This window comes from Rhodococcus baikonurensis, from assembly GCF_040489275.1.
GTDB classification, from domain to species: Bacteria; Actinomycetota; Actinomycetes; order Mycobacteriales; family Mycobacteriaceae; genus Rhodococcus_F; species Rhodococcus_F baikonurensis.
Genome location: NZ_JBEUOQ010000018.1, coordinates 103,412 through 125,740, shown reverse-complemented (window position 1 = coordinate 125,740; position 22,329 = coordinate 103,412). Strand labels below are relative to the sequence as shown.

Below are 22,329 nucleotides of genomic sequence, written 5' to 3'. Positions count from 1 at the left end.
CCGGTGAAGGTTCCGGGGTTCACGGTCGCGAAGACTGCGGATCCGGCCTCGGGTACCAATGTTGCGGCTGGTCAGACGATCACGTACACGGTGACGGGTGCGAATACGGGTAACACGACCCTTGATCCGGTGGTGTTGACCGATGATCTGTCGAAGGTTCTCGACAATGCCGTGTTGGTGGACGGTTCGCTGAAGGCGATGGTTGACGGTGTCGACGCGACTGCTCCGACTCTGGCGGGCACCACGCTCTCCTGGACTGGTGCACTCGAGGTTGGTAAGTCGGTTGTTCTGACCTATCAGGTGAAGGTCAATGCCGGTGTTGCCGGCGGCACGTTGATCAACAACAAGGTCACCGGTACTGCGAAGCCGCCGACCGGTCCGGAGATCACTCCTCCGCCGGTGACGACCGAACACCCGGTAGACGGCACTCCCGCAATCGAGGTACTGAAGTCCTCCGATCCGTCCACCACGAACCGTGTGGTTGCCGGTCAGGAGATCACGTACACGCTCACGTTCAAGAATGTGGGTACCGCGGATGGTGAGATCAGCTTCTACGACGATCTGACCGATGTTCTCGACGATGCAGTAATGACGAAGAATCCGGCAACCACTTCCACGCTGGTTGTTTCGGGTGTCGTCGACAACGTCTTCACGGTCACCGGAAAGCTGGCCAAGGGTGAGAGCGCGACGGTGACGTACACCGTCAAGGTCAATCCTGAGATCGGAACGTTGTCGGGTCCCGGATTCACTCCGGGAGTCCTGAACAACTACCTGGTGGTTGGTGGCGAGAACCCGCCGGTGGACTGTGTTCCGGGCGATGCTCTCTGCACCGAACACCCGGTGGACCCGCCGGAGACCACCACCACGGTGCCTCCGGTCACGACGGAGCCCTGTGTTCCTCCGACGACGACCACGCGGATGGTTCCGTCCACAACGGCTGCGACCACGACGGCTAGCGCGATCACTGCCGGAGACGCCGATGTGACCGGTACGGAGGAATCCACCACTACGGAGGAGACCACCACAGAGGAGACCACGACAGAAGAAGTTGTCGCGGAAGAGATAGTGGATCCGTGTGGCGTGACGACAACTACGCCGCCGACGACCACGACGCCGGTCACGACAGTTCCGCCGACCACGACGGTTCCGAACACGACGGTGCCGGTTACACCGACGATCATCATTCCCCCGATCGTCGTTGTGCCTCCGATCGTCGTACCGCCGACGGTTCCGGGTCAGCCGGTTCCGAGCACGGTTCCGGGACAGCCGAAGCCGCCGACAGCAAACCCGGGTCAGCCGGGTCAGCCGAAGCCGCAGACGTCTGCTCCTCAGGGCGGAACGATCAACTCCGGTGGTGGCGCTGGTGAGAGTGGCGTGAATACCACGTTGCTCGCAGCAGGTGGATTGGTTCTGCTGCTGGCGCTGGGAACGGGTGTTGTTCTCCTGACGCGTAAGCGTCGCGAGGATGGTGACAACTGATTCTCGTGAGAATCTGAGGTAACGACGTGGGGCAGATCGCAGAGTATGCGATCTGCCCCACAGTCGTTTTCGTGCGGTGTTACGAGCCGAGCCGAGATCCGTCCTTCTTCCAGGCCGCAACTACAGACGGGCGGGGCTGGGAGGAGCCACCGTCGGGCCAGTGGGATGCGGGGCTTTCGATGCTGGCGTCGTCGGTCTCGCCGGGGTGCTGGACGCAGACGATGACGCGCTTTTCGTCCACGATGGGGCCGCAGGTTTCGGCGCCGACGGGAACGGTGAGGAACTGCTTTGTCTCACCGCGGTTTTCGCCTTCGAGGACAACGCTGAACAGTCCGTCGTTGGACTTGAGTGCGTTGCCGTCGGTGGAGATCCACAGGTTTCCGTGCGGGTCGAAGGCAAGGTTGTCCGGGCACGAGATGGGACTGACCTTGCTCTTGTCGAAACCACCGAAGTAAGTATCGGCTGTGGCCGGATCTCCGCAGACGAGAAGAAGATTCCAGCCGAAGGTGGTGCCGGCGTGCTCGTCGGTGATTTCGAGGACCTGGCCGTTCTTGTTGTTGTTCCTCGGGTTCGCTTCGTCGGCCGCGGCGCCACCGTCGACTCCGCGCTTGGTGTTGTTGGTCAGTGCGACGTAAACCTTGCCGCTCTTCGGGTTTGCTTCGAAGTCTTCGGGACGATCCATCTTCGTTGCCCCGACCTTGTCACCGGCCTGACGGGTGAAGACAGCGACCTCTTCGGCGCTCATGCCGTCGACCAGCGATTCGCCCTTGCCGTCTTCGCCGGTGCGCAGGATGGCGACCCATTCGCCGGTTCCGTCGAACGTGCCGTCCGACGGGAGCTTGCCGCTGCCGTCGATCTCGCCGGCGGAGTTTCCGCTGAGCTTTGCAACGTACAGCGTTCCGGCGTCGAGCAGAGTCATGTTGTGGCGCATGGCTGCCTGACTCTTGCCGTCCTGCATCTTTCGACTCGAGACGAACTTGTACATGTAGTCGAAGCGCTCGTCGTCGCCGCTGTAGGCCACGACGGTTCCGTCCGACGTGGTGTAAATGGTGGCGGCTTCGTGCTTGAACCGTCCGAGCGCTGTGTGCTTGATCGGAGTCGACGACGGATCCCACGGATCGATCTCGACGACGTATCCGAATCGGTTGACCTCGTTGGGTTCTGCGACCAGATCGAACCGCTTGTCGAAGCGTTCCCACTTGCGCTCGGAAGCGGCGCCGGCCAGACCGTAGCGCTTCAGCCGTGCTGCGACCGTGGGATCGGTGACACCCTCGGCGTTCGCGAAGTACTGGTTGAAGTTCTCTTCGCCGGAAAGCACTGTGCCCCAGGGTGTGACACCGCCGGCGCAATTGTTGAGGGTGCCGAGCACTTTGGTTCCCGTGGGATCGGCACTCGTCTTGAGGAAGTCGCTACCTGCAGCGGGGCCGGTCACGACAAACTCCGTGGTTCCGGTGATGCGGCGGTTGTTCGATCCGATCTCCGGTACCAGCTTGCCGTTGTCGGATTCGCCCTTGACCTGGACGACCGACAGTCCGTGGCTGGCCAGGCCGATCTTGAACTGCTCCTCGGTCGGGTGCTCCGCATCGTAGCCGCGGAACATCGCCGGCTCGGTGGAGTATTCGTGATTGACCACGAGCAGGTAGGTGTTGGGCTCCCCGTCGACCGGGAGCAATCCGGCGAAGTCGTTGTTGAATCCGAACTGCAGTTCCTGTGCAGCAGCAGTTTGCTTGTCGAAGTCGAAGGCCGGGGCTCCGGCGAGAACGGCGTCACCCCAACGGATAACGACGGCCTGATCGTATCCGTCAGGGACGGTGACCTTGTCTTCCTTGTTGGGCGCGACGGCACCAAAGTTCGTCCCTGCTGGTGTCGACCCGCCGCTGCTGCCGCTCGCGGATCCGGTTCCCGGTTCCGCACTTGCAGATTCGTCCGAACAGGCGACGAGGGCGCTGCCCGCTCCCACCGCGAGCACTGCCATGCCACTGCCCCGGAGCATGCCTCGACGAGTCAGTGCAGTGCGTGCGATGTCGCGAAAGTACTCGCCGCCCGAGGTGTTGGGGACCTCGTGAGAGCACGCATTTCCGCACTTGTACTGGCAGGTGATCGACGCGCGTGCAGACACGCCGTCGTGTTTGACAAACAAGGCCAAAGGCTTGATAGCCACCGTGAACTCCCGAGATTCGATGTACGGACTTCGGGAACCGTAGAAGCTCTAAGCAAGGGTAAAGGAACGTAAAAATGAACGGCAAAACAACGAGGCGACCCTTACCTGCAATGTACGACGCGTCCCCGCGGGGACGTCGCATGACATTTGTCATCGCCGATCCATGACGGTGTCACCGCAGGTGATGATGCTGCGCACTGTTTTCGGCCCCGACTTCCCGCGAGGCTTGAAGCATGAGAGAACCACATGAGGGAAGCCTCCTGACGGACCTGATGGACATCGGACCCGCACCCACGATGGGCCGCGAACTTGTTGTGATCGTGGTGAACATCGCGATCATCGGAGGGGTGTTCGCGATCATCGGCTCCAATCCGGTGTCCTGGATTCTTGTTGCCGCTCTCGCTGTCTACGCGGGCATTCGATTCGCGATCGGACTGCGCAGCTGGAACCGAGAGGAGGCGCAGCGATGAAGGGCGATCCTGTGATTGACGTAGTCGGAATGTCGCGGCGCTACGGCTCCGGCAAGGATGCGTTCGATGCCGTCCGCAATCTTGATCTGAGTGTTCAGGAAGGCGAGTTGTTCGGCCTCCTCGGAACGAACGGTGCCGGAAAGACGTCCACTCTCGAAGTGATTCAGGGCCTTTCACGAGCCAGCGCCGGTACGGTGCGCGTATTGGGGATGGATCCGGTGCGTAACCGCAAGCAGATCCGCCCATCGCTGGGCATCATGCTCCAGAAGGGTGGACTTCCCCAAGACTTGACTGCTCGTGAGAGTTTGGCGATGTGGGCCGGAACGTGTTCGAATCCGCTTCCCGTCGACGAGGTGCTCGAGCGTGTGGACATGCGTGACCGTGGGGAGACCCGCGTGAAGTTCCTCTCGGGCGGTGAAGCGCGGCGACTGGATCTGGCGTGCGCGATCATCGGCCGGCCACTCGTCCTGTTTCTCGACGAACCGACTACTGGTTTGGACCCCGAAAGTCGTCGTAACACTTGGCAATTGATCGCTGATTTGAAAGCGTCGGGCGTCACCATCATGTTGACGACGCACTACCTGGACGAAGCCGAGTCCTTGTGTGACCAATTGGCGATCATGCACCGTGGATCGGTGGTGCGCAGCGGAACCGTGGCGGACGTCGTCGCGGATCATCCCGCTCAGATCAAACTGCACCGTCCAGGTCTTCCGCTCCCCGCCCTGGCCGGCGCCGAGGTTCGCGTCGAAAACGATCTTGTGGTCATCACGACTCGTACAGTCCAGGAGACCCTGACGGAACTGCTGCTGTGGGCGCAGCACAACAACATCCTGCTGACCGGCTTGGATGCCCGCGCGGCTTCCCTGGAGACCGTATTCCTCTCCATTGCAGACCAATTCGATCATCACGCAACTCTCGAAGGAGCGCCGGCATGAACCGCATAGCAACCCTGTCTCGTTCGGAGTTCACGCTCCTGGGACGAAATCGACTGTTGCTCTTCAACGCAATCGTCCTCCCGTTGATCTTTCCCGTGGGAATGCTGTATCTGTCGCGAGATGGCGGGCTGTCGGACAAGTCGGTGTCGGCAGGCCTCGAGGTGTTTGCACTCTTCCTTCTCGTGTTCGTGGTCTTCTACAACCTCCTGTCGGTGTACGCGACGCGTCGTGACGAGTTGGTTCTCAAGAGACTACGCACCGGGGAATGCAGCGACGCCGAGATCCTTGCGGGCCCGGCGGTGCCGTCGTGGGTTCTCACCGGCCTGTTGACGGTGGTCATCGGAATCGCCGTGATGGTTCTCGGCGGCAGTGCTCCGGTCAATCCGGTGCTGGTGCTGGTCGCGGTGATCGGCGGCGCTGCGCTCTTCACCGCGCTGGCGTTGATCACTTCGGCTGTCACTCGGAACGCGGAGGCAGCGCAGATCACCTGCATGCCGATTCTGATTCTGGCGACGGCAGGTATGTCTTCGATCAGGAACGTCGTGCCGGACAACGTTGCTCGCATTCTCGATTTCACTCCGCTGGCCGCGGTAGTCGACCTTCTCAATCTCGGATGGCTGGGGAGAACCACTGGCGAACTGGCCGATCTGGGCGATGCGCCCGGTGCTGCGGCCGGATTTGTCGACACCTTCGGTTCGGCTGGGCAACCGCTGTTGGTCATGCTGGCGTGGATCGTCGGTTCGGTTCTGATTGCGAACGTCCACTTCCGCTGGGAACCGCGTTCGTAGAACTCTGAGAAGGTAGTGGGCATGATCGCGCAGAACTTCGGACGCTGGAATCCGAGACGGACATGGCGAACCGCGTCGAACGTCGACAAGGTTCGCCTCTACACGCGTCAGTCGTTCATCATGGTCGCAGTGGTTTTCGGTGGCTTCGGTGCGGTCACCGAGATCATTGCCGATCGGTATCTGTCGGGTGTCTTCCTCGGAATCAGTGCAGGTGCGTGCGTCGTCGCCGTGTCTCGGATGCCTGATCTGGGCGGAGTCGTGGCCAAGCCCGTTCAGATTCCTCTTGCCGTGATGACGTTGTCGGCGTTCTGCTCGGCGGGAATTGCCTTGGGAAGCAACGGCGAGAACGGCCCGTACTTCTGGCTGGCGGCAATTCTCGTCGTGCCGCTTGCGGGGTTGACGTCGTTGCGCTGGCTGATCGTGGGCTCGGTGGCCGCCGGGGTTGTATTGGGACTGCTTGCGGGTCCGGAAAGCGGCGTGTCCGTCGGAATCGTTGCCGGCTTCATGGGGCTGACCGTCTACATGTCGGTGTGGCTGCTGCGGATGGTCACCGAATTGGACGAGGCGCGCGGAGCCGCCGCCGCTCTGTCCGTCGCCGAGGAGCGGTTGCGATTTTCTCGCGATCTCCATGACGTCGTCGGGCGGGCACTGTCTGCAATTGCGGTGAAAAGTGAACTTGCAGCCACGCTTTCACGACGCGGCGACGATCGTGCCGCCGCGCAGATGGACGAAGTGCGCGAACTTGCGCAAGATTCACTCGACGAAGCGCGCGAGTTGGTTCGGGGATACCGGTCCATCGCCTTGGCGTCCGAGCTGGCCGGTGCGCAGTCGCTGCTCGAGGCCGCCGGAATCTCCACTGCGATACGTGGATCGGCAGATCAACTACCGGTGGAACTGGCCGAAGCCGCTGCCTGGGTCGTCCGTGAAGGCGTGACCAACATTCTCCGGCACTCCAGTGCCGAGAATTGCAGCATCGAAGTGTTGGCGGATGGCGTCGTGATCGCCAACGACGGCGCACGTATCGCAGAGCCGAACAACGGAACCGGCCTGAACGGATTGCGCGAGCGCGTCGGCGCCGTCGGAGGAACTGTCGAAACCGTGCAGGACGAAGATCGCTTCACCCTCACCGCCCACTTTCCGTCCCGAACGAAGGAGTCTCGGTGACCGAGCCGATCAAGGTACTGCTGGCCGACGACGAGAACCTGATCCGCTCGGCGCTGGCAATGATGTTGTCGCTCGAGGACGACATCGTTGTCGTCGCAGAAGCCGAATCCGGCGAGGATGCCGTGATCGCTGCTGCAAAGCATCAACCTGACGTAGCCGTGCTCGACCTTCAAATGGCAGGTATCGACGGTATAGAGACGGCGCAACAGATTGCGCAGACGGTCTCGGGGTGCGCCTCGATCATCGTGACGAGCCACGGGCGTCCCGGATACCTGAAGAAGGCACTGTCAGCCGGCGTCCGCGGATTTCTGCCGAAGACGACGCCTGCGGCGACGCTCGCCGAGGTGGTTCGCAGCGTCCACGCGGGCGGGAGGTACGTCGACCCGTCGTTGGCTGCCGAGGCAATCGGCGCCGGCGACTCACCGCTTACTCCGCGCGAAGCGGACGTACTCGAGTACGCGGCCGACGGAGCATCCATCGAGCAGATCGCTTCCCGGGCACACCTCTCTGCGGGTACCACCCGAAACTATTTGTCGTCAGCTGTCACCAAACTCGGTGCTGCGAATCGGCACGAAGCTGCGGTGATCGCCCGCCGGCAGGGGTGGATTTAGGGCCCGAAGCCCCGCGATGTCGAGAATAGCCGGCCGATGTCGAGAATCTCCGACTTGCTTCGTCCCTGTAGTGAAGTGCGACCAGAATGGGTGGCACCGACACAGAGGAGATTCACGATGGCCAAGTACTTGCTGCTCAAGCACTACCGCGGCGCTCCGGCTGCAGTCAACGACGTGCCGATGGACCAGTGGACACCGGACGAGATCACGGCTCACGTGAAGTACATGCAGGACTTCGCGGATCGGCTCGAGAAGGCGGGCGAGTTCGTCGACGGTCAGGCTCTCGCTCCTGAGGGCACCTTTGTCCGGTACGACGGTGAGGGTCGCCCCCGGTCACCGATGGCCCGTTCGCGGAAACCAAGGACCTCGTTGCCGGCTGGATGGTGATCGACGTCGACAGCTACGACCGTGCCGTCGAATTGGCCGGGGAGCTTTCGGCCGCGCCCGGCGCAGGCGGGAAGCCGATTCACGAATGGCTCGAACTGCGCCCGTTCCTGACCGAGCCGCCGACCATCACGGACTGACAACTCTCATGGACGACGCCCTGCTTCGGAGTCTGACTCCGAGCGTGCTCGGCATCCTCGTCCGCCGCGGAGCAGATTTCGCGTCGGCCGAGGACGCCGTGCAGGACGCTCTGCTCGAGGCGGTCAGGGTCTGGCCGGACAACCCGCCGCGGGACCCGAAGGGCTGGCTGGTCACAGTGGCCTGGCGGCGGTTCCTCGACGGGATCCGGTCGGATGTGGCTCGCCGTAAGCGGGAGTACCTGGCTGACGAGCAGCCAGGCGAGCGGCCGGTCAGCGGGTCGGTGCCGGGCGTGGACGACACACTCCAGCTTTACTTTCTGTGCGCGCACCCGTCGTTGACGCCGTCGTCCGCCGTGGCACTCACGCTGCGCGCTGTCGGCGGGCTCACCACGCGCCAGATTGCGCAGGCCTACCTGGTGCCTGAGGCGACGATGGCTCAGCGCATCAGCCGAGCCAAGCGCACGGTCTCCGGCGTCCGGTTCGAGCAACCCGGCGATGTCGCCACCGTCCTGCGTGTCCTCTATCTGGTCTTCAACGAGGGGTACTCCGGTGACGTCGACCTCGCTGCCGAGGCCATCCGGCTCACCCGGCAGTTGGCGGCCACGATCGATCACCCCGAAGTCGCAGGGTTGCTCGCACTGATGCTGCTCCATCACGCTCGCCGAGTCGCGCGAACTGCCGCGGACGGCAGTCTGGTTCCGCTAGCCGAGCAGGATCGCAGCCGGTGGGACACCGATTCGATTGCCGAAGGAGTCGTGATCCTCCAGGCAGCTCTCGCCCGCGACCGGCTCGGTGAGTTCCAGGCCCAGGCCGCCATCGCTGCACTCCATGCCGACGCTCTCGCAGCAGACCAGACCGATTGGGTGCAGATCGTGGAGTGGTACGACGAACTCGCGGCCTTGACCGACAGCCCGATCGTCCGGCTCAACCGAGCGGTGGCCGTCGGCGAAGCGGACGGACCACGCGCCGGCTTGGCAGCTCTTGCAGCGCTGGACGATTCACTTCCACGCCATGCCGCAGTCGAGGCCTATCTCCGCGAACGCGACGGAGACCTGGAGACGGCGGCGAGGTTGTATGCCGATGCAGCGCACAAGGCGTCCAACCTCGCCGAACGTGATCATCTGATGCTTCAGGCGTCCAGGATCAACGCCCGTCGATCTCCTGCAAGCGCCCCCGAGTCAGAGGACCTGTGACAGGAACGCTTGCAGTCGATCTGTTTCTGGATCGTCGAAAAGCTGTTCCGGAGTACCGGTTTCGACTACGGCGCCACGATCCATGAACAGCACCTTGTCGGAAACGGAACGCGCGAAACCCATTTCGTGCGTTACGACGACCATGGTCATGCCGGACTTCGCGAGATCGGCCATCAATGCCAGAACACCCTTGACCAGTTCGGGGTCCAGAGCCGACGTCGCCTCGTCGAAGAACATGACCTCAGGCTTCATCGCCAAGGCGCGGGCAATGGCGACGCGCTGCTGCTGACCTCCCGAAAGGTTGCCAGGCCGCGAGTCCGCCTTCTCCCTGAGCCCCACCAGGTCGAGCTGCTCGAGCGCGAGAGCCCGAGCTTGCTCCTTGGACAAACCCTTGAGCTTGTTCGGCCCGAGCGCGATGTTCTCGGCGACGGTCTTGTGCGGGAACAGGTTGAAGTGCTGGAACACCATGCCGATTCGCTGGCGTAGCTCGTCGGGGTTGTCCTTCAGGACGGACTTCCCGTCGAGCAGCACGTCACCCTGCTCGGGCTCGTGCAGACGGTTCAGCACGCGCAGGAGCGTCGACTTGCCCGAACCGGAGGGTCCGATGACGGTGACGGTGTTTCCGGCGTCGACGTGCAGGTTGACGCCGCGAAGCACCTTGTTGGTACCGAAGGACAGATGCAGGTCCTTGCCGGTGAGCGATACGGACTTCAGTTCAGAGCTGGTTGTCATGTCCTCAGCCCCTTTCCACGACGATGGCCTGCTCGAGCGGATCCAACGTGCCTGAAGTGTCGGCGCGTCCGGTCCGGAGTCGGTTGTCGATGTAGTTGACGAGGTGCGTCAGCGGGATGGTCAGAGCAAGGTAGAACAGGCCTGCCGCAACGAGCGGGGACAGGCTGCCGGTCTGGGCGTTGAGATCACGTCCGACGGCAAAGAGTTCCCGCTGGGTGACGAGGAGACCGAGGAAGTAGATCAGCGACGAGTCCTTGATCAGCGAGATGAACTGGTTCATCAATGCCGGAAGAACGCGTCGTACACCCTGCGGGATGACGACCAGCGACATGGACTTGCGGTAGCTGAAGCCGAGGGCACGGGAAGCCTCGAGCTGCCCGGGCTCGACGCTCTGGATACCGGATCTGAAGATCTCACCGATGTACGCCGACGCGAGCAGTGACAGCGCCGCGACACCGAGCCAGTACGGATTGCTGCCGGTGATTCCCTTGACGATCGGGCCGACGCCGAGCCCGATGATCAAGATGATGACGACTGCGGGCAGTCCGCGGAAGATATCGGTGTAGACGCGGGCCGGCCAGCGCAGCCAACGGGTGCGTGAGATACCGGCGACAGCGAGCAGCATGCCGAGGATCGTGCCGATGATGCCCGACGCGAGCGCAAGGATAAGTGTGTTAGGAAGACCGGTCTTGAGGAGATCGGGGAATGCCTTCTTGTACAGATCCCAGTCGAAGAACGTGTCCTTGAGCTGTTCGAGCGTCGACTTCGGCTGGTACGACGCGGTATCTCCACCGTCGCCGTTTGCTGCGTTTTCTGCCGCGATGGCTGCGAAGTCGGGCAGTTCCGGAGTGGCCGCTGCCTTGGATCCGGGCTTCCAGCCTTCAGGGAGTTGGCGCGGTACCCAATCGGAGTACAGCTGAGACCAGGTTCCGTCGTCGATGACTGCGTCGAGGCCGGAGTTGAGGGCGTCGATCAGCGGCTGGTTTTCCTTGTTCACCGCCCAGCCGACGAAGTTGTTGACCGAGAAGGTGTTCTGGATGATCGAGGTCGGATCGCCGGGAGCGATGGCGCCTTCGGCCTGCTGAGACGGAGCTACCCAGGCGTCGATCTGTCCGGACTTGAGGTTCGCGTACGCCGTGGCGTAGTCGGGAAACTTCACGGGATCGAGCTTGAGCGTGTTCACGACGTAGTCGTCCTGCACGGTTCCCTGCACGACGCCGATGCGCTTGGAGGCATCCAGGTCACCGAAGCCGGTGATGGCGCTGCCGTTGGGTACGACGAGGGAGAAGTATCCGAAGTCGTAGCCGTTGGTGAAGCCGACGGTGTTGCGACGGTCGTCGGTGGTGGTGATGGACGACGAGCCGACGTCGAAGCGTCGGCCGGCAACCTGGGCGAGGAGACCGGCGAACTCGGTGCCGACGAACTCGACCTTCAGGCCCAGCTTGTCCGCGACTGCCTTCAGCAGTTCGTTGTCGTATCCGGTGTACTGATTCTCGGAGTTGACGCAGATGCTCGGGGGCGCGTCACCGAGCGTGCCGACCGTGATGACCCCGGGTTTGATCAAGTTCAGCTTCGAGGTGTCGATCTGATCGACCGGGGTGACGGTGGCCGTGGTGTAGCGGTCTTCGGCGCCCGCACCCGCTGCCGCGTCCAGATTGGTGGGTGCCGCGGTTGCGGCTCCCACTCCAGGAGGTGCACACAGGTCTGTGGGGGCTGCCGACGAATCCGAGCCACTCGAGCACGATGACAGAGTCAGCGCCAGGAGGGCAGTGAGGAGCAGTGCCACCACCAGGCGGATCTTCGCTGCGACGGAAGAAAACATGCGTGCAGCGTAAACCTAAGGGTAGCCATTTCTCCGTGTAGAACTGTTGACAGTTTCCGGACAAGCGGCCGTTGCGCTGCGGGCATGCCTTCAAATCAGCGTGATTTTAAATATCGCCAGGTCGGGGAATCTCGTGCCGAAGGGATCGGCGTCAGCGGACGGGTGCGAGTTCGACGCCCGGCGGAGGTACCAGGCGACGCAGCGTCCCGTCGAAGCCGGTGACGTAGAGCGCCGAGCCGTCGCCGTCCTGTCCTATACGCACTGAACTCGGCCCGGTCCACCCATTCGAAAGACCCGAAGCGACGACGCAGGACGCGCCGGTTTCAGGGTTTACGCGATAGATAGAGCCTTCGACGTGAGCTGCGGCATAGAGCATTCCATCCTGCGACATTGTCAGATCGTCGAGGCCGGGGATCAGGCTCGGGACCGTCGTTGCAACGGTCCACGTGTCAGGGGAATCCAAGGGCACTCGAATGATCTGACCGGTGAACAGGTCATCGGTGTACACGGCTCGATGATCCGGACTGAGCGCGAGTCCCTCCGAACGCGGCACTGTCGACCAATTGGGTACGACGGCTCCGGAGTCGTTCAGATAGCGCGACACGCCCTTCGACTGGCCGCCTTCTGTTCCGACCCACGTGGTCAGTAGATCGCCGTCGGGTAGGCGGAGCAGGCCGTTGCCCGCGAAATCGACGGGTGCGGACAGCTGATCCGTCGTGGTGTCCAGGTGCCACAGCTTGCCGTCCTGTCTGGTGAGGAAGGACAGCCTCGAACCGTCGAGTTGCAAACCGCCAGGGGCACCCATGCCGTCGAGGACTGTTCGTACCTGTCCTGCGGCGTCGACGTGATAGACCTTCGACTTGCCGGAGAGGTAGAACCCGCCGTTGTCATCGGGCTCGAGGTTCTCGAGCTGCTCCAACCCCCGCGCTACGGTCTCGACCTGCCAATCGCCGCACATCGGCGCGGCTGTCCAGGTTGCCGCCGCCGGCGTCGCCGCAGCAACGGTCCCGGCTGCGATTGCCGCGACGATCAACAGCGCCCGAGTTCGGTTGCGTGATACCCCCATTGCGCACAACTTACGGCAAACCGGAACAATATCAAACGGTCTGGTCGGTATACCCGGCACCCAGGGGGTCGCTCCAGGTGGTCCACACGTCTGGCCCGAGTTCGATCTCGGCTGTGGTGAGTAGACACGCGTCGAGTTCTCGGTGCAGTAGAGACGGGTCGATGGCTTGGCCGATGAAGACGAGTTCCTGTCGGCAGTCTCCGACAGGTTCTTCCCACTTGTCGAGGATTCCGTCGCGGCGGTAATCGTCGGCCGGCCACTCGTCACGGGGTAGAAACTTCCACCAACGGCCGACGTATCCGTGGCGAATGAGATGACCGGCCTGGGAAATACTCCCGATCTCGGTGAACCGGCCGGCATTCCAGTAGTAGCCCTTGGCCCGGAGTAACTTTCCGTTGGTCCACTCGCTGCTGAGGAAGTCATGCAGACGTTGGGGGTGGAAGGGTGCGCGCTCGCGGTACACCACCGAACTGATTCCGTACTCTTCGGTTTCGGGAGTGTGTTCACCTTGTAGTTCTTGTAACCAACCGGGGGCCTGTGCGGCTTTCTCGAGCGAGAACAAACCTGTGTCGAGAATCGTGTCGAGTGGGATGCGACCGAGCATCATCGGAACAATCGCAGCGGTTGCGTTCAAAGATCGCAGGACCGCGGTCAATTCGACCAGGTGCTGGTGCGAGATCAGATCGGCCTTGCTCACCAGGATGACGTCGGCAAACTCGATCTGGTCGACAAGTAGATCCGCGATGTCTCGTTCATCTTCCGGAGCATCGGCTTCGACGCGACCTCCAGCCGTGTAGTCGCGCAGAAAACTGTTGCCGTCGACCACGGTGACCATGGTGTCGAGTCGGGCGACGTCGGCCAGAGCGTGGCCGTCGGTATCGATGAAGGTGAACGTCTCCGCGACGGGCAGCGGTTCGGAGATGCCCGAAGATTCGATGAGAAGGTAGTCGAATCGGCCAGCAGCGGCCAGGGCGCTGATCTCGGAAAGAAGATCCTCTCGCAGAGTGCAGCAGATGCAGCCGTTGGTCATCTCGACCAGTTTCTCCTCGGAGCGACTGAGCGAGATCTCACGCTCGACTTCTGCACTGTCGATGTTGATTTCGCTCATGTCGTTGACGATCACCGCAACCCGACGGCCCTCCCGATTGCGCAGGATCTCGTTGAGTAGCGTCGTCTTCCCGGCGCCCAGGAAACCTGACAGCACCGTGACCGGAAGTCGTGTGTCGACCATGATTTCCAGTGTCCTTCCGAATGAGTGAATCGTGGTGATCAGGCGGCGGTCGCACGAACCGCTGTGATCGCGTGACCGCCGCCTGGAATGCTGGAAGATCAGGCCGCAGGCTCGAGGTAACCCTCGAAGAGGTCGACAACGACGCTTCCACCGTCGGTGTCGCTACCGAACAATTCCTCGGCGGCGAACTGCACGTGGTAGGTGGGCTCTTCGCCGGCGTCGTTGCGACCGTGACCGATTGCGTCGGGGAACGGCCACTTCTCGGTGGTCCGGTGAGCGATGGTCCCCACGCGTCCTCGGCAGTACGCAGGCATTCGAATATGCCCCGGAACGTACTCGTCGCGCACACGTACTCGCTGCCCGACCTCGAAGGTGGTCGTCTCGACGGGTGCCGGCCGCCCTTCGGATTCGCTGGGCCGTGACAGTGGGAACGGTCCCCCCGCAAGGCTTTCGAGTTCGTCCTGCGTCAGGATTCCCTTTTCGACCATCAGTGTCGCGACGCCGATGACGTACCTCTCGTAGTACGGGGTCATCATGTAGTGGCGCGGCTCCATCCTCTCGACGACGTATCGCACTTCGTCGACGCTGAAGGCCCCGAGTTCGGCGACTCCGGCGAACATCAGGCTGTAGGGCAGGTGTTCCCATTCGGAGTGAAAGGTGGGGCCGATGTCGGCGTTGACGGTATGCGGGACTTTGCCGAAGCCTTGAACTCCGGCAAGATCGTGTACTCCATCCATGGTGTGCTTCCTTCTTGTCGGGGTGATCAGACGGTGGGAACCTGCGGGATTGCAACCCCGATCAGGCAGTCCTTGGTGACGATTTCCTGCAGTTGTTCCTGGCTCCAGCCTTCGGTGCCGGCGGGACGCTGCGGGAGGACCATGTAGCGAGTTTCGGCGGTGGTGTCGTAGACGCGAATCTCGATATCCGACGCGATCTCGGTTCCCATCTCGGAGAGAACCTTCCGTGGTTCGCGGACCACGCGCGCACGGTATTCGAAGCTCTTGTACCAGGTAGGTGGCAGACCGAGGATGGGCCACGCGGTGCATGAACACAGCGAGCACACGATCACGTTCTTGAGTGTCGGTGTGTCTTCGACTGCCACGATGTATTCGCCCTGGGGGCCCAGGTATCCGTACTGGGCAACTGCGGCGGTACCGTCGGTGAGAAGCAACTGCCGGAACTCGGGGTCGGTCCATGCGCGCGCTACCAATTCCGCTCCGCGCCTTGGACTGAAGTCCTCCTCGAAGGTTTTCTTCCATCCCTCGACGTAACCGTCGGGTATTAATCCCTTACCGTCGAGTGCGCGGAACAGTGCCCACGCCCGGTCGGAGACCGGCGCCTGGGCCGGTGCGGCGTTTTCCGTTGTGTGGTCGATCGTTACTGACATCTGGTTCACCTTTTCTTATGTGGGCAGATCATGTGTGAATCGGTGGAATTTGTTGTCTGACAGTGCGTCAGGACTAGGCGGGGCTGAGTTGTGGTGCAGAGTCGGAGGCGCGTTCGGCCGGCGTCGGAAACGCGCCGCGAAGCTTTTCGAGTGCGCGTCCGACACGAAGGACTGTCGCATCGTCGAAGTGTCTGCCGGTGATCATCATTCCGACCGGAAGCCCATTCACCAGGCCGGCCGGAACGGACAGGGACGGATGTCCGGTCACGTCGAATGGTGCCGTGTTGGCGATCATCCCGAGAGCCTTCGTGATGAAGGTTGCACGATCCACGTCCTTCGCCGGCAATTCGGATGCGACGTAGGGCAGCGTTGGCATCACCAGGACGTCGAATTGTCTCAAGGCAGTGTCGTAGGCGGCGCGGGCAAGCGGTACGAGGTTCCGGGCTTTGCCGTAGCTCGCGCCGCCGAGGGTGGTGATGCCGTGGTGGCCGGTCAGGGCCACCAGTTTGACGGTTTCGGACAGAGCGTCGGCGTGCTGAATGCGTCGAGAAGCAAAGTGTGCCATCAGTTCCGGATCGTACAAACCTTCGGCGTTCATGCCGTATCCGTTGCCGTCCAACATCTGGTAGGCACCACCGTCCGTGGCGATCACGTTCCAGATGTGGAAAGCATGCAGATGCCACGGGATGTTTACTTCCTCTACCGTGCAACCGATTTCGGTCAGACTGTGTGCCGCTGCGCGGACTGCGTCGTCGACCTCGGGCTGTGAGACCGCGTGCCCGAATCCCTCTCGAACGATTCCGATTCGCAGGCCGTCCACATCGGAGTCGAGGGTGGACAGATAGTCACCTGCTTCGACGCTGTCGGCTTGGCGTGGGTCGTTACCGTCGCGGCCGGCGATGACCGAGAGCATCAGTGCTGCATCGTGGACCGTGCGTGTGATCGGGCCGAGATGGTCGATTGTTCGCTCGATGGGAAATGCACCGGTATACGGGACGAGCCCGAACGTCGGCTTGTGCCCGACGACGCCGCAGAATGCCGCCGGGATCCGGATCGATCCGCCTTGATCCCCGCCGATGGCAAAATCGACGTCACCGTTTGCGACGAGTGCTGCACTGCCGCCGGATGATCCACCTGCTTCGCGCTGCCGGTCCCATGGATTGCGGACCGGTCCGCTTGCCGGTGTGAAGCTCGAACCGGAGAAACACAGGTCCTCACACACAGCTTTGCCCGCGACGGTTGCACCGGCCGCCAGTAGTCGAGTGACCACAGTCGCGTCGCGTGACGGAGTGAATCCCTCTACCGTCCGAGATCCGTTCATCATCGGAACTCCGGCCACGGTCACGTTGTCCTTGATCGCCACGCGTCGGCCGGTCAGGACGCCGACCGACGTCGGCGGGATGCTGGTGGTCACATACCAAGCGCTCAAAGGGTTTTCGCTCGCAGTTGGCACCGCGTGCTCGCGTGACGTGGTCGGCGGGGTTGCCTCGTCGGCGTACAACTGGTCGACGACGTCGTAGGAGCCCAGTGCTCCGTCGATCAGTGCCGTCCACTCGAGCCGGGCTGTTTGGTCGAGAGTGATGCCGTAATGCCTTGCGGCGGCGTCTATTGCTTGGTCGTCAGGTCGGATTGTCGCCATGAGAAGTGTGCTCCTGATGTGATCGGCTTCACTTGTCTTTCAGACTAGGGCCGGATCCATAATTGCGTCAATAGGTATCGACATATTGACTCGTTAAGTTCGGGTTACGCGCGCTCAGAGAGAGCGGGGGTACAGTCGCCCACGGCGTGATTCAGCGATCAGAATCGGCCGATTCAGTGGAAAACCGGTGTTCGTAGAGCTTTTCGGCGTCGTGGCAAGCTGCCGAAGTACTGTTTCCGGATCGCCCGCCGACGTTCGTTCGACTGCGCGTGCGTAAGCGACGATCGCTTCGTACGTTGTCTCGGACAGGGAACTGAGCGGAGGCAGGAGTTCGTTCGAGCTTGCGCTGTATCGCTTTTCGAGGTCGTGGTCACCGGCCGCGGATTGGAAGTAGCCGAATGCCGCCCAGACTCCGTCGGCATCGGAATTGCCGATGAGCTGCTGAGTGGCCTCGTCGAGGACCAATGCAAACGTCCGCGTGGTGGCCCGCAGTCCGTGCTGGGCGCATTGTCGTTCGAAGAAGACCTCGTCATGGCCCACCAGAGTGGAAAGAATCAGTTCGGCCCCGGAGTCGACTATCGACTCGATGATGCGCGAGAAGTCGGTTGTCCCCAACGGTACGTAGACTTCGCCGGCCACCGAACCTGTGGATTCGGCGATCACACGTCGGGCCGCCCAATGCGCTCCGAACGACCACGAATACTGCTGACCGACCAGGAACCAAGTGCGAGAACCGGTCTCGGACATCATTGCGGGTATGCCCGCTCGTGTCTGGTCGAGTGGCCGCTCACCCAATCGAAGGACTCCCGGACGCGATCGACCTCCTTCGTTGAGAACTGTGTGCACCAACAGCACACCGGTGTTCTGCAACGCAGATGCAGCGGCATTGAAGGTCGAGGACGTCACGCACGCGAAAATGGCGCGGCACCCGCTTTTCACCAATCGCAGCGCGGTCGCCGCTCCGGCCGCCGAGTCGGAAGCGTCATCGCCGATCACCAAGTCGACGAGAACGCCGCCGACACCGCCGTCGGCATTGATCTCTTCCACGGCCAGGGCAGCGAGTGTTTCTGTCGCCTGGGCGAATACAGCTGCCGGGCCGGATTTGCTGACCAGCAATCCGATCCGATGTCGGTCGGAACGCGGAGGCTCGGGTGGCGCGAATCCGCGCTTGTTGGCAAGCCAGGAAATTCCGTCCTGATCGAGGCTGGACTCGAGAACGATCCGGGTTCCGGTGCCGTCGGGAAAGAACCGGATCGTCAGGCGGCCGCGCCACGGTTGGTGGTGCACGATCACTACCGATCGGCCCCGCTTCACGCCGGCGACGTAACCCAACAGCGTGATCGGCATTCCGGCTGGATCCGCACGTACGCCGTCGCCGACGGGAAGGGAGATGGCGACAGCGGCCCCGACCGTCAGTTGCTCACATTCGAGTTCGAGCAGTTGCCCCGTTTCGAGGCGCTCGAAGGCTGACCCTGGTGGGTCGGTCGTCACGATCTGTGCCGTTACGGAGAGACCTGGCACGTTCTACTTCCTGCCTGAAATAGATGCTGGGGCTCAAACAGGGCCTCACGCCCGGCGACGCACCGAAGCCGGTTCGGAATCCTCAGTCGCCGTGGTCGGCGACTCGGACGTGTTCGAACCTGCTTCCAGCGCTCGCCCGAGGACGTCGCGCAGGAACTGGAGTGCATCGTTGGCCGGCCCCGACGGATCGATCGAAAACAGGCGATGACGTCCCTGACGCCGTTCGACGATCACTCCGGACAACCGCAGCGCCTTGAGATGTGTGGATACCGTGGTGCGACCGACCGTCGAAATTTGATCGCTGATGAAACCCGCATTGCACTCGCCGTGGGTAGCCAGAGTGTCGAGAATCTGTCGACGTACCTGGTCGGCCAGCACAGCAAACGCCAACTCTTCGTTTCGTTGAGTAGTCACTGTCTGCTGTCCGCGCTTCCTCGATGGCCTCTACTGCGATATGTCGACACTCGTCAACATATCTCGAGTTGCCTCCGAGGGAAAGAACGTCGCCGAAGATTCCCGGCGGCTTCGGTCAGTGCTCGGCGATGGTCACTGCATCGCGCAGCATGCCGGTGCCGGGATGGCAATTGATGTACTCGTACAGCTGATCGGCGGCATCGAATACCGAGACCTCGTGGTAGAGACGCAATTTCGACAGACCCGCGGCCACCCGGAAAAACGTCGTGAAGATCCGCAGATGGGTGGGGTGGGATTCCGACCACCGTTCGAGTTGGTCGAGTGAGGCCCAGTGACCGATGTTGTAGCTCAGGTCGAGGAAGTTTCCGTCGATGTCGATGTTGCGCACGAATCGGTTGCTGTAGCACCCGACGGCCGGGCCGTTGTCGCGGAGGAAATCCATGCCTGATTGGAGGGTGGGCAGGATTTCGTCCAGGTAGAGGCTGCGCTCGTCTGCTTCCGCGTCGGCCCAGTCCTGTCCGGATCTGATCAGTGCGATGTTGTCGTGCCCCCGCACTACTACGCGTCCACCTACGGCTGGGTCACCGGCGATGACCCGCAGTTCGCCCGAGGCCTGCATCCAGTCGGTTTGGGAGATCGGAAACCGCTCGCGCATCGAACCCCAGTAGCCGTGTTCGTTGATCTCGCCACTGATGCCGTCCATGACCGCTCCGACCCCGGGAAGGTCGTCTTGGAACGCGTAGAGCGTTTCGAACTGTTCGGCTCTCGGTGCCACGATCTCGCGGAAGAACCCCAACCCGTCCGACAGGCGCTCTTCGGACTCCCACCAGGAAGCTATTGGAGTCGATGTGCTCCAACGATGTTGGGAGGAAACATCTTTCCAGTATCCGACCACGATCAGGTTCTCGTAGCCCTGGTTGTCGATGTGATGGGTGAGATCGTGGTGTGCCGGCCCGTCCGGCAAGTCGAAGCCGGCGACGATATCCCGCATCGCCTGCAGTGCAGCCGGGCGCTGATCTTCGTCGCGGAACTGCACGCCGAGATAGCCCATCACGACCTGTTGCAATGCGTCGTCTGCGCGCCCGACCCACATGGGAAATGGTGGCGTATAGGTATCCGGAACGCGCCTGGTCAACGTGCGCGGGCATTGAAGGTGTTCACCGATTGCAGATTCCATGAGTGCTCCCTGTGGTGTGGGTAGTCGAATCGGGTGCCTGGCACTTGGCAACGCCGTGCCGAAAATCTACGCCCGCGAGGCCGATCAAACTTGGCCGTCAACGCCCGATATTTGGCCTACCGCGCCAAGAATTGTGGATAGGCGTCGGCGTCAGAACGTTTTGGACACCATGTTGAATGGGCAAGTGGCTGAAGATGTTACAGATCAGCGGGGATTGCTTGGGGTCGCTGCTTGCGACCGGTACCGCCGCGGGCTGATTCCGAACTCCGCCTTGAATGCGCGACTGAAGGCGGCCAGGTCGGTGAATCCCCAGCGGTGAGAAATCTGGGTCAGCGACCGGTCTGCTGCGTGGCATTGCACGATCTCGCGACGGCAACCGTCGAGTCGACGGCTGCGAATCGAGCGTGACACCGTCGTGCCGTGTTCGGCGAAGGCTCGGTGCAACTGGCGAATGGAGACTTTGACCGATCCCGCGATGTCCACCGGAGACAGGGTCGGGTCAGCGATGCGGGCGTCTATGACCGACAGGGCGGATTCGTAGAGGCTGGTTCGCCGAGAGGTGATCGGACGTGCCGTTGCGTGAAGAACGGACTTGACCAGGCCGCCGATCTCGTTGACGACTTCCTCTTCGTCTCCGCTCGCGTCGGACGTCATGCGGACGGAGGCAAGATCGTGAAGAAAGCGACCCAGCAGGCCACTCAGGCCCGCGTGTCCGTCAAAAGCGATGGCGGTCAGGCTCGTGACCTCCGCGTCGCTGAGCGACAGGTACGACCGTGGCCAGGTGAACACCTCGAGTCCCCAGATGCCGTCGTGTGCGTGTCCCTCGATCTGCCAATCGAAGGGGCGCGTGGTGTCGTACAGGACGTAGTCGCCACGTCGCAGGACGCATTCGCGGTCGTCTTGGCGCACTACCGCGCTACCGCGGCGGATCATGCCGATTTGCAGGTAGTCCGCACCGTCGCTCTTGATCAGGCTGCTGCTACGGACTATTCGTTGTTCCATCGATTGAACTGCGGACACCCGAACGTGAGCGAGTTGGGCCGAGTGCACGGCCCCGCTGAATCCGTCCCCGTCTTCGATGTCGGATACGTCGAGCGCGACAAAATGCTCACGCAACAAATCTGCCCAGTCGCCCGTGAGATTCGTGCGTGTGGGCAGGGAGAAGCCGGATCGCGTGAGCATTGCAGGGCGCCTCCTCGCAGAAAATCCGAAGTTCTCGGGTGCTCGATGTTCAGAGAGTAATCCCGCACATCAGACATGTCGATAGGAGTCGACATGTCATCACGCCGGGAAGAAATTGTTTGTCATACAAACAACGTCGAGTTATTGTTTGTCATACAAACAAGTAGGAGTTCGTGATGGTCACCGAGGCAGTTCCCGCAGCGCGCGCCACGCGTGAGTCGGGCAAGCAGACGCGTATGGCGCTGTTCAATGCCGCAACCGACCTGTTTCTCGAACACGGCGACAGCGTGTCCATCGCGCAGATCTGCACCGCCGCCGGCGCTCATCCCAACCAGGTGACCTACTACTACGGATCCAAAGAGAAGCTCTTCGTCGAGGTGGCGTGTGCGGCCGTTCTGCGCGCGGGCAAGCGCGCCGAGGTCGATGCAGCCGACGCCGACACTGTCGGTGACTACACCGAGAAATTGGTCGGATCCCTCCTGGGCTCGGGCGCTCCCAGCGTCGAACTGTTCGTCGAAGCGATGATGATGACGGGTCGTCGTGGTGAACTCCGTGACCTGATCTCCGAAACGCTTCGCACTCTGCATTCCTCGGGTGAAACTGCCCTCCTTCGCACTTTGGTCCGCACCGGCTGGCAGCTACGCGCGGGCATCGACGTCGAATCCAAGGCCTTCTGGTCTGCGATCTTCGGCCTCGTCATCCAGAAGACTGCCACCGGCGAGAGCTTCGGCTACTCCCTCGAGGAGGCGGTCGCCGTCATCTTCGCCACTCTCCAGATACCCGACGCCGTACTCAACAGCTCGATGGAATGAACTCTCTTCGAGCGTGATTCT

The 22,329-nt window shown here is 62.1% G+C and carries 20 protein-coding genes and 1 pseudogene; 9 read left to right on the top strand and 12 right to left on the bottom strand.

Translation table 11 applies throughout. From position 1 onward, the window contains the following. Positions 1–1,479, top strand: a 1,479-nt coding sequence (locus ABWI03_RS29095; protein WP_353802637.1) for a DUF7927 domain-containing protein, incomplete at its 5' end; no start/stop codon positions are given. A 79-nt stretch (positions 1,480–1,558) separates the two neighbouring features. On the opposite strand, the gene ABWI03_RS29090 is transcribed toward ABWI03_RS29095, so the two are convergent. Further along, the gene (locus ABWI03_RS29090) at positions 1,559–3,640 is read right to left on the bottom strand and encodes a PhoX family protein (protein ID WP_298775669.1); all 2,082 of its coding nucleotides are present in this window, start codon (positions 3,638–3,640) and stop codon (positions 1,559–1,561) included. Positions 3,641–3,873: 233 nt separating this feature from the next. On the opposite strand from ABWI03_RS29090, the gene ABWI03_RS29085 reads away from it, so the two are divergent. From ABWI03_RS29085 to ABWI03_RS29055, 7 genes and pseudogenes are all read left to right on the top strand, one after another. After that, the gene (locus tag ABWI03_RS29085; protein ID WP_235170832.1) at positions 3,874–4,110 is read left to right on the top strand and encodes a hypothetical protein; all 237 of its coding nucleotides are present in this window, start codon (positions 3,874–3,876) and stop codon (positions 4,108–4,110) included. Further along, entirely contained in the window at positions 4,107–5,045 is a 939-nt protein-coding gene (locus tag ABWI03_RS29080; RefSeq protein ID WP_166813415.1) for an ABC transporter ATP-binding protein, read from the top strand. Before ABWI03_RS29085 ends, ABWI03_RS29080 begins: the two co-directional genes overlap by 4 nt. Then, positions 5,042–5,833: an ABC transporter permease gene (locus tag ABWI03_RS29075; protein ID WP_095973582.1), complete on the top strand. Its 792-nt coding sequence runs from the start codon at positions 5,042–5,044 to the stop codon at positions 5,831–5,833. The genes ABWI03_RS29080 and ABWI03_RS29075 overlap by 4 nt, the downstream gene beginning before the upstream one ends. Positions 5,834–5,854: 21 nt before the next feature. Then, positions 5,855–6,997, top strand: coding sequence for a sensor histidine kinase (locus ABWI03_RS29070; RefSeq protein WP_166813411.1), 1,143 nt, complete (start codon positions 5,855–5,857; stop codon positions 6,995–6,997). Then, entirely contained in the window at positions 6,994–7,608 is a 615-nt protein-coding gene (locus tag ABWI03_RS29065) for a response regulator transcription factor (RefSeq protein ID WP_095973581.1), read from the top strand. Before ABWI03_RS29070 ends, ABWI03_RS29065 begins: the two co-directional genes overlap by 4 nt. Before the next feature lie 117 nt (positions 7,609–7,725). Next, a pseudogene (locus ABWI03_RS29060) lies at positions 7,726–8,132 on the top strand (YciI family protein). Positions 8,133–8,140: 8 nt separating this feature from the next. Continuing rightward, positions 8,141–9,325: an RNA polymerase sigma factor gene (locus ABWI03_RS29055; protein WP_298775672.1), complete on the top strand. Its 1,185-nt coding sequence runs from the start codon at positions 8,141–8,143 to the stop codon at positions 9,323–9,325. On the opposite strand, the gene ABWI03_RS29050 is transcribed toward ABWI03_RS29055, so the two are convergent. From ABWI03_RS29050 to ABWI03_RS29000, 11 genes are all read right to left on the bottom strand, one after another. Beyond that, positions 9,311–10,057 (bottom strand): amino acid ABC transporter ATP-binding protein, encoded by a 747-nt coding sequence (locus ABWI03_RS29050; RefSeq protein ID WP_003946070.1) that lies wholly within the window; start codon positions 10,055–10,057, stop codon positions 9,311–9,313. The genes ABWI03_RS29055 and ABWI03_RS29050 overlap by 15 nt on opposite strands. Positions 10,058–10,061: 4 nt before the next feature. Continuing rightward, positions 10,062–11,879: an ABC transporter substrate-binding protein/permease gene (locus ABWI03_RS29045; RefSeq protein ID WP_298775664.1), complete on the bottom strand. Its 1,818-nt coding sequence runs from the start codon at positions 11,877–11,879 to the stop codon at positions 10,062–10,064. Between the two features lie 151 nt (positions 11,880–12,030). Further along, positions 12,031–12,945 (bottom strand): SMP-30/gluconolactonase/LRE family protein, encoded by a 915-nt coding sequence (locus ABWI03_RS29040; RefSeq protein ID WP_298775662.1) that lies wholly within the window; start codon positions 12,943–12,945, stop codon positions 12,031–12,033. A gap of 31 nt (positions 12,946–12,976) precedes the next feature. Next, positions 12,977–14,176 (bottom strand): GTP-binding protein, encoded by a 1,200-nt coding sequence (locus ABWI03_RS29035; protein WP_298775660.1) that lies wholly within the window; start codon positions 14,174–14,176, stop codon positions 12,977–12,979. Positions 14,177–14,274: 98 nt separating this feature from the next. Further along, positions 14,275–14,913 (bottom strand): nitrile hydratase subunit beta, encoded by a 639-nt coding sequence (gene nthB / locus ABWI03_RS29030; protein WP_298775658.1) that lies wholly within the window; start codon positions 14,911–14,913, stop codon positions 14,275–14,277. 26 nt (positions 14,914–14,939) lie between these two features. Then, the gene (nthA, locus tag ABWI03_RS29025; protein WP_298775656.1) at positions 14,940–15,563 is read right to left on the bottom strand and encodes a nitrile hydratase subunit alpha; all 624 of its coding nucleotides are present in this window, start codon (positions 15,561–15,563) and stop codon (positions 14,940–14,942) included. Positions 15,564–15,636: 73 nt separating this feature from the next. Then, positions 15,637–17,202, bottom strand: a complete 1,566-nt coding sequence (locus tag ABWI03_RS29020) for an amidase (RefSeq protein WP_298775653.1) — start codon at positions 17,200–17,202, stop codon at positions 15,637–15,639. Positions 17,203–17,316: 114 nt separating this feature from the next. Further along, positions 17,317–18,723, bottom strand: coding sequence for a substrate-binding protein (locus ABWI03_RS29015; protein WP_298775651.1), 1,407 nt, complete (start codon positions 18,721–18,723; stop codon positions 17,317–17,319). 45 nt (positions 18,724–18,768) lie between these two features. Continuing rightward, positions 18,769–19,137, bottom strand: a complete 369-nt coding sequence (locus tag ABWI03_RS29010) for an ArsR/SmtB family transcription factor (protein WP_095973572.1) — start codon at positions 19,135–19,137, stop codon at positions 18,769–18,771. 115 nt (positions 19,138–19,252) lie between these two features. Further along, positions 19,253–20,314, bottom strand: a complete 1,062-nt coding sequence (gene oxdA, locus ABWI03_RS29005) for an aliphatic aldoxime dehydratase (protein WP_166813389.1) — start codon at positions 20,312–20,314, stop codon at positions 19,253–19,255. Positions 20,315–20,518: 204 nt separating this feature from the next. Continuing rightward, positions 20,519–21,496: a helix-turn-helix domain-containing protein gene (locus ABWI03_RS29000; protein ID WP_298775648.1), complete on the bottom strand. Its 978-nt coding sequence runs from the start codon at positions 21,494–21,496 to the stop codon at positions 20,519–20,521. Positions 21,497–21,672: 176 nt separating this feature from the next. Here ABWI03_RS29000 and ABWI03_RS28995 point away from each other — a divergent pair, with 176 nt between their 5' ends. After that, positions 21,673–22,308 (top strand): TetR/AcrR family transcriptional regulator C-terminal domain-containing protein, encoded by a 636-nt coding sequence (locus ABWI03_RS28995; protein ID WP_298775646.1) that lies wholly within the window; start codon positions 21,673–21,675, stop codon positions 22,306–22,308. Positions 22,309–22,329 lie beyond the last annotated feature (21 nt).

Bases quoted from the DNA above. Each gene is read 5' to 3' on its own strand.
- ABWI03_RS29040 (WP_298775662.1), bottom strand. From the start codon at position 12,945: ATGGGGGTATCACGCAACCGAACTCGGGCGCTGTTGATCGTCGCGGCA.
- ABWI03_RS29050 (WP_003946070.1), bottom strand. From the start codon at position 10,057: ATGACAACCAGCTCTGAACTGAAGTCCGTATCGCTCACCGGCAAGGAC.
- nthB (WP_298775658.1), bottom strand. From the start codon at position 14,913: ATGGATGGAGTACACGATCTTGCCGGAGTTCAAGGCTTCGGCAAAGTC.
- oxdA (WP_166813389.1), bottom strand. From the start codon at position 20,314: ATGGAATCTGCAATCGGTGAACACCTTCAATGCCCGCGCACGTTGACC.
- ABWI03_RS29035 (WP_298775660.1), bottom strand. From the start codon at position 14,176: ATGGTCGACACACGACTTCCGGTCACGGTGCTGTCAGGTTTCCTGGGC.
- ABWI03_RS29000 (WP_298775648.1), bottom strand. From the start codon at position 21,496: ATGCTCACGCGATCCGGCTTCTCCCTGCCCACACGCACGAATCTCACG.
- nthA (WP_298775656.1), bottom strand. From the start codon at position 15,563: ATGTCAGTAACGATCGACCACACAACGGAAAACGCCGCACCGGCCCAG.
- ABWI03_RS28995 (WP_298775646.1), top strand. From the start codon at position 21,673: ATGGTCACCGAGGCAGTTCCCGCAGCGCGCGCCACGCGTGAGTCGGGC.
- ABWI03_RS29020 (WP_298775653.1), bottom strand. From the start codon at position 17,202: ATGGCGACAATCCGACCTGACGACCAAGCAATAGACGCCGCCGCAAGG.
- ABWI03_RS29055 (WP_298775672.1), top strand. From the start codon at position 8,141: ATGGACGACGCCCTGCTTCGGAGTCTGACTCCGAGCGTGCTCGGCATC.
- ABWI03_RS29070 (WP_166813411.1), top strand. From the start codon at position 5,855: ATGATCGCGCAGAACTTCGGACGCTGGAATCCGAGACGGACATGGCGA.
- ABWI03_RS29085 (WP_235170832.1), top strand. From the start codon at position 3,874: ATGAGAGAACCACATGAGGGAAGCCTCCTGACGGACCTGATGGACATC.
- ABWI03_RS29075 (WP_095973582.1), top strand. From the start codon at position 5,042: ATGAACCGCATAGCAACCCTGTCTCGTTCGGAGTTCACGCTCCTGGGA.
- ABWI03_RS29045 (WP_298775664.1), bottom strand. From the start codon at position 11,879: ATGTTTTCTTCCGTCGCAGCGAAGATCCGCCTGGTGGTGGCACTGCTC.
- ABWI03_RS29080 (WP_166813415.1), top strand. From the start codon at position 4,107: ATGAAGGGCGATCCTGTGATTGACGTAGTCGGAATGTCGCGGCGCTAC.